Consider the following 14,764-nt stretch of genomic DNA (forward strand, 5'->3'; position numbering starts at 1 on the left):
CGGTGAGCAACCCCGTATTTTTCACTGCCCCCGGCAGCTTGGACGGGCTGGTCCCCGGTTCCGTCTTCGTACTCGACGGCCCTGAGGCCCGCCACGCGGTCACAGTGAAGCGCTTAGGCGTGGGGGAAGCCGTGGACATCGCCGACGGCGCCGGCAAGCGCCTGACCGGCGCCGTCGCCGCCGTCGCCCCGAACCAGCTGACGGTCACGTGCTCCGAACTCTCCGACGAGCCGCAGCCAGCGGTGCGGCTGGTCCTGGTCCAGGCCCTCGCGAAGGGCGACCGGGACGAGCTCGCGGCCGAGACGGCCACCGAACTGGGAATCGATGCGGTTGTGCCGTGGCAGGCGGAACGGTCGATTGTCCGCTGGAAGGCCGAGCGCGCGGCGAAGGCCCACGCCAAGTGGCAGTCCGTCGTCACGGCGGCGGCGAAACAGGCCCGCCGTGCATGGATCCCGGAAGTCCGCTCCGCCGTCGACGGCGCCGGGCTGCAGGCGGCGGTGGCAGCCGCGGACCTCGCCGTCATTCTTCACGAGGACGCCGTGCGTCCGCTGCGGCAGGTCCTGGAGACCTGGCAGGCCGGCTTCGCCGTTGCGGTCACAGCCGGGGAGGACTCAGCCGGGGAGGGCCGCGAGGTGCTGCTGATCGTGGGTCCCGAGGGCGGCATCAGTCCGCGGGAGGTGACTCGGCTGTGCGATGCCGGCGCCGTGACAGCCCTGCTGGGGCACCATGTCCTGCGCTCGTCCACTGCCGGTCCCGCGGCCACGGTACTGGCCAGCGACATCCTGGGCCGCTGGTAGCCCTGGTTTAGCGGGCTGTCCTGCATAACACGTGATCGACTGCTCCCCACCGGTACCCTCGCCCCGCAAGCCCGGCCAGGGAACCCTGCAGGCGTGGGCCCAAACCGCCGTTCTGAGCCGCCAAACCGCCGTTCCGGAGCAGTGGATGGTGAGGTGGGCGGGGGTGCGCTATTGGACCGTGAAACCGCGGGTGTCGACGTTCAGGTCCTTGGCGGGATTGCCCTCCTCAACCTGTGACACCCGGACCTCGTAGTTGCCCGGTCCCAGGTTCACCGACAGGTTGAAGGCCCCCGATTTCCCGGCTTCGGCCGAGGCCGTGACGGTCCCGTTCACGTAGCTGGTCTTAATGCTTCCGTCGATCCGCAGAACCTCCCACCGGAGCACGCCGCCCGGAGAGGTGCTGCGGCCGTTGACCTTGACCGCGCCGTCCTCCACCGAGGTCCCTTCCTGGGGATCAATGATCCACACCGGGGCGACCATCCCGACGCTGCGTGAGGTCGGCGCGCCGAGGCGGACGTGGTTGAAGGCAACATAGTCGGTATGGCCGTCCACCAGCACCACTACCTGGATCTGCTGGCCGGTGTCGATCAGCCCGGCGCTGGCAGCGGCTGCCGTCGCCGTGTAGACGAGCTGCTGCACAGCGCGCTCGGCCATGGCAGGATCCACATTGCTGTTGAACGCATCGGCGGACATGTCCACCGTGATGACATTCTTGCCCGAGATGGAGCTCGCCAGCATTTTGGGGTTCTGCCAGGGGGTAAAGAAGTCCGGGTCGAGCGGCTTCTCCGACATCATGACCCGGAGCGCGCCGGTGACCGGGTTGTCTTCCTCCGGGACGTCGCGGAATTCGCGGTAGAGGAACGTGTCGTCGTTGCTCCTGCCGATCCAGTACACGGGCGCCTTGTTCGATGCCTGTGTGGTTTCCAGCGGCGCACTGGTGGTCGCCGCCGACGCCTCGGCCGACATGACCTGCGGGGAAGTGTTCGCGTCCGTTACACCGGGCTGGGGAGTGGCTACGCAGCCGGAGAGTGCCAGCGCCGCGGGCAACACGAGGAGCAGCATGCGCTGGCCTATCCGCCTGCCTGCTGTTCCCTGTCCCGTCCCGTAATGCCTGATTTCCGCTGCCCTTGTCTGCTCGGCGTTTGCTTTCGTGTCTGCCCGGTGTCCCGGCCGCCAGTTTGTCCGGCGTGCCGGGTTGTCCGGTGGTCCGCCAAAAATGCCGTGGCGGTGGCCGATTTCCAGCATGGCATACGGCGATGCCGCGAAACCGGGGATCGCGGCGTCGGGCCGGAACTGCAACGGGAACGATATGAGGCCGATACGAAGTTGATACCTAAATCCGGGAACGGCACAGATATCCCGGCCAGGTCTACGCCCGACGGGCCGTCAGCCCGGAGGCGTCCGCAGCCGGTCACTGGCGTAAGATAAGAGAATCCGCTGACACCCGGAACCAGGCGGCGAGCACCGCCGGGCCGGATCAGGCGACAGACCATTTCCTACTGGAGGGGACCAGAGGCCCGCGGGCCAGCACCATGACTGAAGCAGCGAACGGCAAGGCCCGGATCAGCGCCGGAGAGCGCGCCGCAGGTGAATTTCCCCACTCCCTACCAGGGCTGCGGACGGAGGTAGTCCTGTTCGACAGCTCCGATCAGATGGTCCAGTCCCTCGGCAGTCATGACGAAGCCCTCCGCTTCATCGAGATCCAGTTCCCGGCCGTCGACTTCCACGTCCGGGGCAACGAGCTCGCCATCAGCGGGCCGGCCGCCGACGTGCCGCGCATCATGCGACTGTTCAACGAGGTCCGCGGGCTGGTCGCCCGGGGCACGGTCATCACGCCCGCCGTCCTGCAGCAGCTCGTATCGATGCTCCGGACCCAGTCCCTGCAGAACCCGGTCGAGGTGCTCACGCACAACATCCTCTCGAGCCGCGGCAAGACGATCCGGCCGAAGACACTGAACCAGAAAAATTACGTCGACGCGATCGACGCCAACACGGTGATCTTCGGCATCGGCCCGGCCGGTACCGGCAAAACGTACTTGGCGATGGCCAAGGCCGTCCAGGCCCTGCAGCAAAAGGAAGTCACGCGCATCATCCTGACCCGTCCCGCCGTCGAAGCGGGGGAGCGGCTGGGGTTCCTGCCGGGCACGCTCAGCGACAAAATCGACCCGTACCTGCGGCCGCTGTACGACGCCCTGCACGAAATGATGGACCCCGAGTCCATCCCACGGCTGATCGCTGCCGGCACCATCGAAGTCGCCCCGCTGGCCTACATGCGCGGACGCACGCTCAATGACGCCTTCATCATCCTGGACGAGGCACAGAACACCACGCCGGAACAGATGAAGATGTTCCTGACCCGGCTTGGCTTCGGCTCCAAGATGGTGGTCACCGGTGACGTCACGCAGGTGGACCTGCCCTTCGGAACCCGGTCCGGCCTCCGGATCGTGGAAGAGATCCTGGAAGGCATCGAGGACGTCAACTTCACCGTCCTGGACGCTTCCGACGTCGTCCGGCACCGCCTGGTGGGTGACATCGTCAACGCCTACGGCGTCTGGGACGAGATTCAGAGGAACCGGGTCAAGCATTCCGTGGCCCGGGAGAAGCGGGGGGAACACGCATGAGCATCGAGGTCAACAACGAGTCTGGCGTCACGGTCGACGAGGCCGAGCTGGTGCACTTGTCCCGGTTCATTTTCGAACGCCTCTTCATCCACCCGCAGGCCGAGCTGTCCATCCTCCTCGTGGATGAGCCGGCCATGGAGAAGCTGCACATCGAACTGATGGACGAGCCGGGCTCCACCGATGTGCTTTCGGTGCCCATGGATGAGCTGACGCCGGGCACCCCGGACAAGCCCGCCCCCCAGGGCATGCTCGGTGACATCGCCATCTGCCCGCAGGTGGCGGAGGTCCAGGCGATGAACGCCGGCCACTCCACCCAGGACGAAATGCTGCTCCTCACGACCCACGGCATCCTGCACCTGCTCGGCTTCGACCACGCAGAGCCCGAGGAAAAAGAAGAAATGTTTGGCCTCCAGCGTGAACTGCTCTCTGCCTTCACCGGCAAGGACGCCCCGTCAGAGACGATTCAGTGACGCCACTGATCCTCGCTGGCATGGCGCTGGTTTTCCTGAGTTTTGCCGCGTTCCTGACCGCGGCTGAGTCTGCTTTCAACTACCTTTCCCGGCACGACGCCGAAGCGGCGATCCTGAACAGCCGCGGTACCGCGCTGAAGCGCATCATGGCCCAACCCGTGGCGCACATGCGTGCCCTGCGCTTCTGGCGGATCTGGTTCGACATGGCCTCCGCCGTCGCCGTCACGGTGCTGCTGACCAGCGTGTTCGACAACATCTGGCTCTCCGGTCTGATCGCCACCGGTGTCATGGCGCTGCTGGGGTTCGTGATCGTGGGCGTGTCCCCCCGGCAGCTCGGCCGGGTCCACTCGGCCGGCCTGGTCCGCTTCAGCGCACCCCTGATCCGCTGGCTGTGCTGGGTGCTGGGCCCGATCCCCGGCTGGCTTGTCACGCTGGGCAGCGCCGTGGCCCCCGGGGCGCCCGCGGACAATGAGGCCTTCTTCAGCGAAGAGGAATTCCGCGAACTCGTGGACCGCGCCACGGAGTCCGACGTGATCGAGGACAACGAGGCCGAGCTGATCCAGTCCGTCTTCGACTTCGGCGACACCCTGGTCCGTTCCGTGATGGTGCCGCGCACCGACATCCTCAGCATCGACTCCGGCTCCAGCCTGCACCGGGCCATGTCGCTCTTCCTGCGTTCAGGCTATTCCCGGATCCCGGTCATCGGCGAGAACACGGACCAGATCCTCGGCATCGTCTACCTCAAGGACGTGGCCGCGGTCATCCATAACCTCGGCCCCGGCGAGGAGCCCCCGGTCGTTGACGAACTGGCCCGCGAGGTCCGCTACGTACCGGACTCCAAACCTGTGAGTGAGCTGCTGCGCGAACTGCAGAAGGAATCGACGCACGTCGCGATCGTCATCGACGAGTACGGCGGCACCGCCGGACTGGTCACCCTCGAGGACCTCATCGAGGAAATCGTCGGCGAGATCGTGGACGAGTACGACACCGAAAGCGCGGAAGCGGTGGAGCTCGGCGACGGAAGCTACCGTGTGAGCGCGCGGATGAGCATCGATGACCTCGGCGAACTCTTCGACCTGGAGCTCGACGACGACGAGGTGGACACCGTGGGCGGCCTGCTCGCCAAGGCCCTCGGGCGGGTGCCGATCGTCGGCAGCACCGTTGTGGTCCACGGGGTCTCCCTCCGGGCCGACCGCCTTGAGGGCCGGCGGAACCGCGTCAGCCACATCATTGCGGCCGCCGTACCAAAAGAAGAAACTGACCTTGAAGACCTTCTCGACGAGGCCGCACCAATCCAACAGGGAGTCTCACGTGAGCAAGCAGAATAAGTCCGACGGCGCCGCGGCCCATGGCGGCTACCGCGCCGGTTTCGCCGTGCTGGTGGGGCGTCCCAACGCGGGCAAGTCGACCCTCACCAACGCCCTGGTGGGGCAGAAGGTCGCCATCACCTCGGCCAAGCCGCAGACCACGCGCCACACCATCCGCGGCATTGTGCACCGGGACGACGCCCAGCTGATCCTGGTGGACACCCCGGGCCTGCACCGCCCGCGCACCCTGCTGGGGAAGCGGCTCAACGAGCTCGTCGCCGACACCCTCGCGGAGGTCGACGCGATCGGGTTCTGCCTCCCGGCCAACGAGAAGATCGGCCCCGGCGACAAGTTCATCGCCGCCCAGCTCGCCGCCCTCGGCAACAAACCCGTCGTCGCGATCGTGACGAAGACCGACACGGTGGACCGGCAGGCCCTCACCGAGCAGCTGCTCGCCGTGGCGGCCCTTGGCCGCGAAGTCCTCGGCGAGGACGGCTGGAAGGACATCGTCCCGGTTTCCGCGACCGACGGCTTCCAGGTGGGCACCCTCACCGATGTCCTGATCGGCCACATGCCGCCGTCGCCGCCGCTGTATCCGGACGGACACCTGACGGACGAACCGGAAGCCGTGATGATCGCTGAACTCATCCGCGAGGCCGCCCTCGAGGGCGTCCGCGACGAACTGCCGCACTCCCTGGCCGTCGTCGTCGATGAAATCGTTCCGCGTGAAGGCCGCCCGGAAGACCGGCCGTTCCTGGATGTCCGGGTCAACCTGTACGTGGAGCGCCCTTCGCAGAAGGCCATCATCATCGGCAAGGGCGGCGCCCGGCTCCGCGAGGTCGGCACCAACGCGCGTAAAGGGATCGAGGCGCTGCTGGGCGCCCGGATCTACCTCGACCTCCACGTGAAAGTCGCCAAGGACTGGCAGCGCGACCCGAAGCAGCTCGTGAAGCTCGGCTTCTAAGCGCCCGTACCCGTCATCTGCGGCGTCCACGCCGCTCCCATGGAGCCCGCCACCGGGGATTTCCCAGAATCGGACTCTAAAATAGGCGAACCCCGTTCGTGAAGGAAGGCTCAACCGTGTCTCGACCCCGTGATGACCGTGCAGACGGAACCGGAAACCCGGTTCGGTCAGGTTCTGCCGCCCGGCACACGGATGATCCCGCCGTCGGACCGGCACGGCACCTGGGTTCGACCCGCGGCATGCCCGGCTGGCTGAAAATCGGGACGGGCATTATCTCCATTCTTCTGGTCGGCGTTCTGGCCTTTGGCGCCTACTGGGCGTTCCGGTTGCAGGGCAACATCAGCAAGGCTGCGCTGGGCGCCGGGAGCGACAAGACCGAGGCCGCGGTGAACGATTCGAACGACCGGATGCAGATCCTGATTCTCGGCTCGGACTCCCGCGACGGCAAGAACTCGCAGTACGGCACCTCCGACGACGCCACGGGCTACGGGCATTCGGACGTGATGATGTTGATGGACATCTCCGCCGACAACAAGCGCGTCAGCGTGGTCAGCTTCCCCCGCGACCTGCTTGTGGACACCCCCAAATGCACCGACCAGAAAACCAAGAAGCAATTCCCGGCGCAGCAGGACGTGATGATCAACGCGGCCATGACCGAGGCGGGCATCGGCTGTGCCGTCGACACGGTCAACAAACTCACAGGCCTCGAAATCGACCACTTCATGATGGCCGACTTCAACGCCGTCAAGGAACTCTCGAAAACTGTGGGCGGTGTGGAGGTCTGCATCAGCGACGCCGTCTACGACCCTGACTCCAGGCTGCGGCTCCCCAAGGGCACCTCCAAGGTCCAGGGCGAGCAGGCGCTGGCGTTCCTGCGCGCGCGGCATGCGTTTGCCGACGGCGGGGACCTCGGCAGGATCAAGGCGCAGCAGGGGTTCCTGTCCTCCCTGACCCGGAAGATGAAGAGTGACGGCACGCTGTCCAACCCCGTCAAGATGCTGGAGATCGCCGACGTCGTCACCAAGAACCTCACGATTGACGAGGGCCTGGCATCCATCCCCACCCTGCTGACGGTCGGGAACCGGCTGAAGAACATCGACGTCGGCAAGGTCGCGTTCGTCGCGGTACCGACGGTGCCGGCGGTCAGCGACCCGAACCGCCTGCAGGTGGCCGAGCCCGCGGCCTCCCAGCTCTTCGCCGCGATGCGCAAGGACATTGACCTCACGGACCCGACGGCGCCACCCAGCCCCTCTGCGTCCGCGAGCCCGGCGGCGAGTGCCAGCGCCGCGCCGACGCCCAGCGAGACGGCCCCCGCGTACGACAAGTCGCTGCAGCCTGTCACGGTGGCGAACGGCTCCGGCACGCCGGCGCGGGCCCAGGAGATCGTGAAGGTCCTCACCGGCATCGGATTCACCCAGATCAGCCAGTTCGCCGCCGCGCCCGTAGCGGCCACCGCGGTCTACTACGGTGAAGGCTTCGCCGAGGTGGCCGCCGACATCGCCTCCGAGCTGGGGATCCCGGCGAAGCAGGTGCTGCCGGCCGGCGTCGTCGGCGTCCAGGTCTACGTGGGCAGCGACCCGGCGGGCGGCACCAAGGGCGGCACCCCGGGCGCCGAAGCCCCGGTGGAACTGCCCGATGACATCGTCAACCAGACCGCCGGCGATGTTGTATGCCAGCAGGCCAACCCGACGCTCATCACCCGCTGACAGGTCGTTCCGGACATAGCTCCAAAAACAGCAAGCAGCAACGGGCCGGCCCCGGGGTATTCCCCGGGGACGGCCCGTTTTGTTGGATTATTTGTTGCACTGCATATTGCCTGGCCAGTTGCCTGGCAGGCTCCCTACCAGATGCTGACGCGCTCGGTCACGGGCATCCACATGCCGTCCTGCTCCGCCGTCCCGAAGGACTCATGGAAGGCATCAAGGTTCTTGGCGATCTGGTTGGTGCGGAACTCGTTGGGCGAGTGCGGATCGGTGGCCAGCCGGCGGATGGCCTCCTCGGTCCGCATGACCTGCCGCCAGCCGGCGGCCCATGATGCGAAGAACCGCTGCACCCCGGTCAGGCCGTCCAGGACGGCCGGCTCCTGACCGTCGAGGCTGATCAGGTAGGCCTTGTACGCGATCGTCAGGCCGCCGAGGTCGCCGATATTCTCGCCCAGGGTCAGTTTGCCGTTGACGTTGTGCCCCGGCGCTGCGGTGGGGGAGAGCGCCTCGAACTGGGCCACCAGCTTGGAGGTCAGCGCCTCGAAGGCGGTGCGGTCATCCTCCGTCCACCAGTTGCGCAGCAGGCCGCTGCCGTCGTACTGCGAGCCCTGGTCGTCGAACCCGTGGCCGATCTCGTGGCCGATGACCGCGCCGATGCCGCCGTAGTTGACGGCGTCGTCGGCGTCGGCGGTGAAGAACGGCGGCTGCAGGATGGCGGCCGGGAACACGATCTCGTTGAGCAGCGGGTGGTAGTACGCATTCACCGTCTGCGGGGTCATCAGCCACTTGTCCCGGTCCACGGGTTTGCCCACTTCATCAAGGTGCCGGTCGACGTCGGCGCTGTGCGCGCGCTCCACATTGCCCAGGAGATCGGACGGGTCGATCTCCACCGCTGAGTAGTCGATCCACTTGTCGGGGTAGCCGATCTTGGCCCGGAACGAATCAAGCTTCTTGAGCGCCTCGTGCTTGGTTTCCTCGCCCATCCAGGCAAGACCGGTGATGGATTCGCGGTAGGCCTCGATCAGGTTCGCCACCAGCGACTCCATGCGTGCCTTGTGGGTTTCCGGGAAGTGCCGGGCAACAAAGATCTGGCCGACCGCCTCGCCGAGCGCGGCCTCGACGACGGCGACCCCGCGCTTCCAGCGGTCCTTGTTGCGCGGTGTGCCGCTGAGCGTGGTGCCGTAGAAGGCGAAGTTGGCCTCCACGAACGCGGCGGACAGGTACGGTGCGGCGGCGCTGATGACGCGCATGGCCAGCCATTCCTGCCAGACGGACAGCGGCTCCGACTCCAGCAGCGACGCCGCCCCGGCGAAGAAGTCCGGGGTGCTCACGATCAGTTCCGCACGCTTCTCCGGCGCGATTCCGGCGGCGTCGAACCAGGTGGTCAGGAGCGGGAAGAGCTCCGTGGCCTCGTCCGCGGTCCGCAGGTTGTAGGTCTTCTGGGGGTCGCGCAGCGTGACTTTGTCCCAGTGGTGGCCGGCCAGCGCGGTCTCCAGCGCCACTACCCGTCCGGCTGCGTCCTCCGGACCGGTGACCCCGGCGAGCCCGAAGACGGTCTTCACATGGTCCTGGTAGGCCTGGACCGTCGGCGCGAACTTCTCGTCGCGGTAGTACGACTCATCCGGCAGGCCCAAGCCTCCCTGGCCGGTGTACAGAAGGATCCGGTCCGGGTTTCCGGCGTCGGGCGCAGGGTAGATGTAAAAGAGGCCGCCCACATCAGCGCGGAACAGCCGCCCGGCCAGGGCCACCAGATCGGCGGCCGATTCCGTGGCGAAGACCTCGGCGAGCCGGGACCGGATCGGGTCCAGCCCCTTGGCCTCCACACCGGCCTCGTCCAGGAAGCTGTTGTACAGGTCCCCAATCTTCCGCTCGATCCCGGTGGACTCCGCTCCGCGGGCCGCCGCGTCTTCAATGATCTCTTTCACGGCGAGTTCCGAGCCGTCCCGCAGCGCCGTGAACGTCCCCTCCAGGGGGCGGTCGTCCGGAATCTCGGTGCTCTTGAGCCAGGTGCCGTTGACATGCTGGTACAGGTCATCCTGCGGCCGGACACTGGAGTCGATGTTGGACAGGGCGATCCCCGAAAGTGGCACAGATGCTCCTTTGAGAGGCAGTCCGGCACCGCCTTGGCAGGGGAGACCGGTCTGCATGGTGGACGTTACGGAGGTATGGCTCCTTCATCTTACGCACCCGTGTTACTGTGAAAACGTGCGCGCAGAACTGCTTCTCCTTAGCTGCCGCGGCGAGGCCTCAGACGCGATCTAGCGCAAGGCCCACCCTCGCTGCGGAGTTTGTGTTGCCCGGCCACCCTTTCACCAAGAACCACAGAAAAGGCCCCGATTGTAATGCGAAACGCACAGAAGCCCTCAGGAATGCCCGTCCACCGCTACGTTCCGTTCCAGGACATCATCACGGTGGAGCTGCCGGACCGCACCTGGCCGGACAAAGTCATCACCAAGGCCCCGCGCTGGTGCGCCGTGGACCTCCGTGACGGCAACCAGGCCCTGATCGACCCCATGAGCCCCGCCCGCAAGCTGAAGATGTTCCAGCTGCTGGTCCGGATGGGCTACAAGGAAATCGAAGTGGGGTTCCCCTCGGCCTCGCAGACGGACTTCGACTTCGTCCGGCAGCTGATCGAGGGCAACCACATCCCGGACGACGTCACCATCCAGGTCCTGACCCAGGCCCGCGAGCACCTGATCGAGCGGACCTACGAGTCCCTCGTCGGCGCCAAGCAGGCAATCGTCCACCTGTACAACTCGACGTCGGTCCTGCAGCGCAGGGTCGTCTTCAACCAGGACGAGGACGGAATCCTGGACATCGCCCTGCAGGGCGCGCGGCTGTGCAAGAAGTACGAGGAGACCCTGCAGGACACCCACATCACCTACGAGTACTCCCCGGAATCCTTCACCGGGACCGAGCTGGAGTACGCCGTCCGGGTCTGCAACGCCATCGCCGACGTGTTCGAGGCCTCCGCCGACAGCCAGGTCATCATCAACCTGCCGGCCACCGTGGAAATGGCCACCCCCAACGTCTATGCCGACTCCATCGAGTGGATGAGCCGGAACCTGCACCCGCGGGAGGGCATCATCCTGTCCCTCCACCCGCACAATGACCGCGGCACCGGCGTCGCCGCCGCCGAACTGGGCTACCTCGCCGGCGCGGACCGGATCGAGGGCTGCCTCTTCGGCAACGGCGAACGGACCGGCAACGTGGACCTGGTGACCCTGGGCCTGAACATGTTCGTCCAGGGCATCGACCCGATGATCGACTTCTCCGACATCGACGAGGTCCGCCGCACCGTGGAGTACTGCAACCAGCTGCCGGTGGCCGAGCGCGCACCCTACGGCGGGGACCTTGTCTTCACCGCTTTCTCCGGCTCGCACCAAGACGCCATCAAGAAGGGCCTGGAGGCCCTGGAGAAAGACGCGGCAGCCGCCGGCAAGGACGTCGCCGACTACCCCTGGCAGGTCCCGTACCTGCCGGTCGACCCGAAGGACCTCGGCCGCAGCTACGAGGCGGTCATCCGGGTCAACTCCCAGTCGGGCAAGGGCGGCGTCGCGTACCTGCTGAAGAACGAGCACAACCTGGACCTGCCGCGCCGGGCCCAGATCGAGTTCTCCGGCGTCATCCAGAAGCAGACCGACACCGTGGGCGGCGAAGTCAGCGGAGCCCAGCTCTGGCAGGTCTTCCAGGATGAATACCTGCCCTCCGGTTCGGCCGACGAGCAGTGGGGACGCTACGCCCTGGGCCCGTTCGGCACCGAAACGGACGAGGACGGGTCCATGACGCTGCACGCCACGCTCAAGATCGACGGCAGCCAGGTCCAGCGCACCGGCACCGGCAACGGCCCGATCGCCGCCCTGCTGAGCATCCTGCGCGAGGACGGCGTCGACGTCCGCGTACTGGACTACAGCGAGCACGCCCTGTCCGAAGGCGGCAGCGCCCTCGCCGCGGCCTATGTCGAGTGCGCGGTGGGGGAACGTGTCCTGTGGGGCGTCGGGATTGACGCCAACACCAGCACGTCCTCGCTCAAGGCCGTCATTTCAGCCGTCAACCGGGCCATCCGGGACGCCCGGGCCTAGGCTGCCGGCCGCCGCGCCGCCGGTCCGTCCGGCGGCGCGGCGCGCCTGAAAAGCGGCGGGTCCCCAGAATGCAGTGTTTCCTTCAAGGCGGTGCGAAGATTAACCGTGGCCCAACCCTCCTCCTTTGCCTCCCGCGCCTACCGTGACGACGGTGTGGTGCTGCGTACCCACAAACTGGGCGAAGCGGACCGCATCATCACCATCCTGACCAAGCACCACGGCCAGGTCCGCGCGGTGGCCAAGGGCGTGCGCCGCACCAGCAGCCGCTTCGGCGCCCGGCTCGAACCTTTTATGGTCGTGGACCTCCAGCTGATATCCGGCCGCACCCTGGACATTGTCACGCAGGCCGACGCGAAGGGCGCCTACGGCAGCAATATCGCCGCGGATTACGGCAGCTACACGGTCGCTGCGGCGATGACCGAAACGGCGGAGAAGCTGACCGACGTCGACGGCGAAGCGGGCACCGCCCAATACAACCTCCTCGTCGGCGCCCTCGCCTCGCTGAGCCGGGGCGACCACACCCCCGAACTCATCCTCGACTCCTACTTGCTGCGTGCCCTCGCCACCGGCGGCTGGGCACCGAGTTTCACCGACTGTGCCCGCTGCGGGGCCGGCGGGCCCCACACTGCGTTTTCGGCGCCGCTCGGCGGCATGGTGTGCGCGGACTGCCGCCCGCCCGGATCGCCCGCACCCGCCGCGGAAACGGTCCTGCTGCTTGGCGCGCTGCTGACGGGGGACTGGGCGACGGCGGACGCGTCAGTTCCTGCGCACCGGCGCGAGGCGGCCGGCCTGGTGGCCAGCTATCTGCAGTGGCACCTCGAACGAGTGCTCAAGTCCCTCAAACATGTGGAGCGAACCTAACTGTGGCACCGGGAAAGAACTAGGGAAAAACTGTGGCATTGGGTAAAAAGAAGAATCCGGTCCGGCAGCGGAGCACCCCCGTGGTGAGCCCGTACCCGCACCCCTCCGGAGCCGTCCCTCCGGCCATCCCGGCGGAGTTCATTCCGCGGCACGTCGCGATCGTCATGGACGGCAACGGCCGCTGGGCAAACCAGCGCGGCCTGCCCCGGATCGAGGGCCACAAAGCGGGGGAGCCCGCCCTGCTGGACGTGATGGCCGGTGCGATTGAACTCGGCATCGAGCATGTGAGTGTCTACGCCTTCTCCACGGAAAACTGGCGCCGTTCGCCCGAGGAGGTCCGCTTCCTGATGGGATTTAACAAGGACGTGCTGCGTCGGCAGCGCAACCAGCTGGATGAGTGGGGTGTGCGGATCCGCTGGTCCGGCCGGCGGCCCCGGCTCTGGGGCTCCGTGATCCGGGAACTGGAGGAGGCCGAGGACTTCACCCGCGGCAACAGCACCTGCACGTTGAACATGTGTGTTAACTACGGAGGGCGCGCCGAGATCGCCGATGCCGTCTCCGCGATCGCGGAGGAAGTTGCCGCCGGCCGGCTGAAACCGGGCGCCATCACGGAGAAGACCATCCAGAAGTACCTGGACGAGCCGGACCTGCCCGACGTCGACTTGTTCCTGCGCAGTTCCGGCGAGCAGCGGCTCTCCAATTTCATGCTGTGGCAGTCCGCCTACGCCGAATTCGTCTTTATGGACACACTGTGGCCCGACGTGGACCGGCGCACGCTGTGGGACGCGGTTGAGGTGTACGCGCAGCGGGACCGCCGCTACGGCGGGGCAGTGGACGCGGCCCCCGCAGGCCCGGCCTGACACCAGGGTGCTGACCCTGTAGGCCGCCGGGGGAGCGCGCCCCGCGGATCAGGCGGTGCCGCCGTCGTCCAGGACGTAGGCGCGGAGCCAGCGGGCCAGCCGGGCGTAGGCGTCGGCGCGGACGCGCGGGGCGGACAAAAACACGTCGTGCAGAGCGCCGTCGATCCGCTCCAGGGTGACGGTCCGGCCCAGGCTGAGGGCACGCAGGGCGATTGTGTTGACGTCCAGGACGGCATCGGTGCGCCGCATGGATTCCTTCCAGAACATCCCGTTGGCACTGGCCCCGGAAATCAGAACCAGGATGGGAACATCGATGTCCAATCCGCGCGCCACCCGCGACTGCCCGGTGAGGACCGCACTCAGCCAGCCTGCCCGGACGGGAAACGCGCGGGGCGGGCGGTAGTTGTCATCCAGGGTCCACTCGCCCTCCGCGGCGCTGCTGATGCTGCGCCAGTAGAACCCTCGTTCGGGGAGCCGGATGACGGCTTCCGGCCAGAACCGCGCCAGTGGTTCCACCATGGTCCGCGCCGCACGGCGCACGGCCGGACTGCCGTGCATCTCCAGCCACGGGCTGTCGAGGATCAGCTGCGAGATAACGCCGGGATGCCGGCTGGCCCACAGCGCGGCAATCAGCCCGCCGGTCGAATGTCCCATCAGCGCGACCCTCGGCGGTGCTTCGGCCTCGGGGTGCAGCGCGGCGATGATGCCGATCGCCGCGGTGATCTCGGCGTCGTAGTCGTCCAGGTCAGCCACATAGCCGCCGTGCGTGCCGGCGTGCAGGCTCCGCCCGTGGTTGTGCATGTCGAGGGCGAAGAACGCGAAGCCCTGGCGGGTCCAGAAGTCGGCGAGCTCCTCGTTGAAGAAGTAGTCGCTCCAGCCGTGCAGGAACAGCACGGCGCGGGGCCGGCGCCCGGCAGGGCCAGCTTCCGCGCGGACAACGGCGGCGGTGCCCCCCTCGGCACCGGGAACCCTGCGGACCAGCGTGGCGGTGCGTTCGACGCCGTCGGGCCCGGTTGCCGGGAAGGTGCAGGCTTCGAAGTCGTCGCCCAGGATATCGGGTACCCATTCCATTGCTTCATGCTAGCGCCCGGCAGCGGGC

12 protein-coding genes are annotated in these 14,764 nt (G+C 67.1%); 9 read left to right on the forward strand and 3 right to left on the reverse strand.

Annotated features, from left to right (window positions below):
- Positions 1-2: 2 nt before the first annotated feature.
- A complete protein-coding gene (locus AC6EUH_RS08455) occupies positions 3-797 on the forward strand; it encodes a 16S rRNA (uracil(1498)-N(3))-methyltransferase (protein WP_056429531.1) in 795 nt (264 codons plus the stop codon).
- Between the two features lie 168 nt (positions 798-965).
- On the opposite strand, the gene AC6EUH_RS08460 is transcribed toward AC6EUH_RS08455, so the two are convergent.
- On the reverse strand, positions 966-1,859 hold the full coding sequence (locus AC6EUH_RS08460; RefSeq protein ID WP_499738349.1) for a GerMN domain-containing protein: 894 nt from the start codon (positions 1,857-1,859) through the stop codon (positions 966-968).
- A gap of 470 nt (positions 1,860-2,329) precedes the next feature.
- Between AC6EUH_RS08460 and AC6EUH_RS08465 the strand changes: the two genes are divergently transcribed.
- From AC6EUH_RS08465 to AC6EUH_RS08485, 5 genes are all read left to right on the forward strand, one after another.
- Positions 2,330-3,418: a PhoH family protein gene (locus AC6EUH_RS08465; protein WP_056429527.1), complete on the forward strand. Its 1,089-nt coding sequence runs from the start codon at positions 2,330-2,332 to the stop codon at positions 3,416-3,418.
- Positions 3,415-3,888 (forward strand): rRNA maturation RNase YbeY, encoded by a 474-nt coding sequence (ybeY, locus tag AC6EUH_RS08470; protein WP_499738350.1) that lies wholly within the window; start codon positions 3,415-3,417, stop codon positions 3,886-3,888. Before AC6EUH_RS08465 ends, ybeY begins: the two co-directional genes overlap by 4 nt.
- Entirely contained in the window at positions 3,885-5,216 is a 1,332-nt protein-coding gene (locus AC6EUH_RS08475) for a hemolysin family protein (protein ID WP_499738351.1), read from the forward strand. Before ybeY ends, AC6EUH_RS08475 begins: the two co-directional genes overlap by 4 nt.
- Entirely contained in the window at positions 5,200-6,159 is a 960-nt protein-coding gene (gene era, locus AC6EUH_RS08480) for a GTPase Era (RefSeq protein ID WP_056429521.1), read from the forward strand. Before AC6EUH_RS08475 ends, era begins: the two co-directional genes overlap by 17 nt.
- A gap of 116 nt (positions 6,160-6,275) precedes the next feature.
- Entirely contained in the window at positions 6,276-7,865 is a 1,590-nt protein-coding gene (locus AC6EUH_RS08485; protein ID WP_499738352.1) for an LCP family protein, read from the forward strand.
- A 134-nt stretch (positions 7,866-7,999) separates the two neighbouring features.
- On the opposite strand, the gene AC6EUH_RS08490 is transcribed toward AC6EUH_RS08485, so the two are convergent.
- The gene (locus tag AC6EUH_RS08490; RefSeq protein ID WP_499738353.1) at positions 8,000-9,952 is read right to left on the reverse strand and encodes a M13 family metallopeptidase; all 1,953 of its coding nucleotides are present in this window, start codon (positions 9,950-9,952) and stop codon (positions 8,000-8,002) included.
- 252 nt (positions 9,953-10,204) lie between these two features.
- On the opposite strand from AC6EUH_RS08490, the gene leuA reads away from it, so the two are divergent.
- The 3 genes from leuA (at position 10,205) to AC6EUH_RS08505 (ending at position 13,665) form a co-directional block, all read left to right on the forward strand.
- Positions 10,205-11,944, forward strand: coding sequence for a 2-isopropylmalate synthase (gene leuA / locus AC6EUH_RS08495; RefSeq protein WP_499738354.1), 1,740 nt, complete (start codon positions 10,205-10,207; stop codon positions 11,942-11,944).
- A gap of 105 nt (positions 11,945-12,049) precedes the next feature.
- Positions 12,050-12,805 carry a DNA repair protein RecO gene (recO, locus tag AC6EUH_RS08500; RefSeq protein WP_056429513.1) on the forward strand — a complete coding sequence of 252 codons (756 nt, stop codon included), beginning with the start codon at positions 12,050-12,052 and terminating at the stop codon, positions 12,803-12,805.
- Positions 12,806-12,837: 32 nt separating this feature from the next.
- Positions 12,838-13,665, forward strand: a complete 828-nt coding sequence (locus tag AC6EUH_RS08505; protein WP_056429511.1) for an isoprenyl transferase — start codon at positions 12,838-12,840, stop codon at positions 13,663-13,665.
- Between the two features lie 48 nt (positions 13,666-13,713).
- On the opposite strand, the gene AC6EUH_RS08510 is transcribed toward AC6EUH_RS08505, so the two are convergent.
- A complete protein-coding gene (locus tag AC6EUH_RS08510; RefSeq protein ID WP_056429509.1) occupies positions 13,714-14,736 on the reverse strand; it encodes an alpha/beta hydrolase in 1,023 nt (340 codons plus the stop codon).
- Positions 14,737-14,764: the final 28 nt, after the last annotated feature.

The sequence above is a fragment of the Arthrobacter sp. 001422645 genome (genome assembly GCF_059816125.1).

Excerpts from the sequence above, each read along its gene's own strand:
- ybeY (WP_499738350.1), top strand. The coding sequence starts at position 3,415 with ATGAGCATCGAGGTCAACAACGAGTCTGGCGTCACGGTCGACGAGGCC.
- leuA (WP_499738354.1), top strand. The coding sequence starts at position 10,205 with ATGCGAAACGCACAGAAGCCCTCAGGAATGCCCGTCCACCGCTACGTT.
- AC6EUH_RS08465 (WP_056429527.1), top strand. The coding sequence starts at position 2,330 with ATGACTGAAGCAGCGAACGGCAAGGCCCGGATCAGCGCCGGAGAGCGC.
- AC6EUH_RS08510 (WP_056429509.1), bottom strand. The coding sequence starts at position 14,736 with ATGGAATGGGTACCCGATATCCTGGGCGACGACTTCGAAGCCTGCACC.
- AC6EUH_RS08460 (WP_499738349.1), bottom strand. The coding sequence starts at position 1,859 with ATGCTGCTCCTCGTGTTGCCCGCGGCGCTGGCACTCTCCGGCTGCGTA.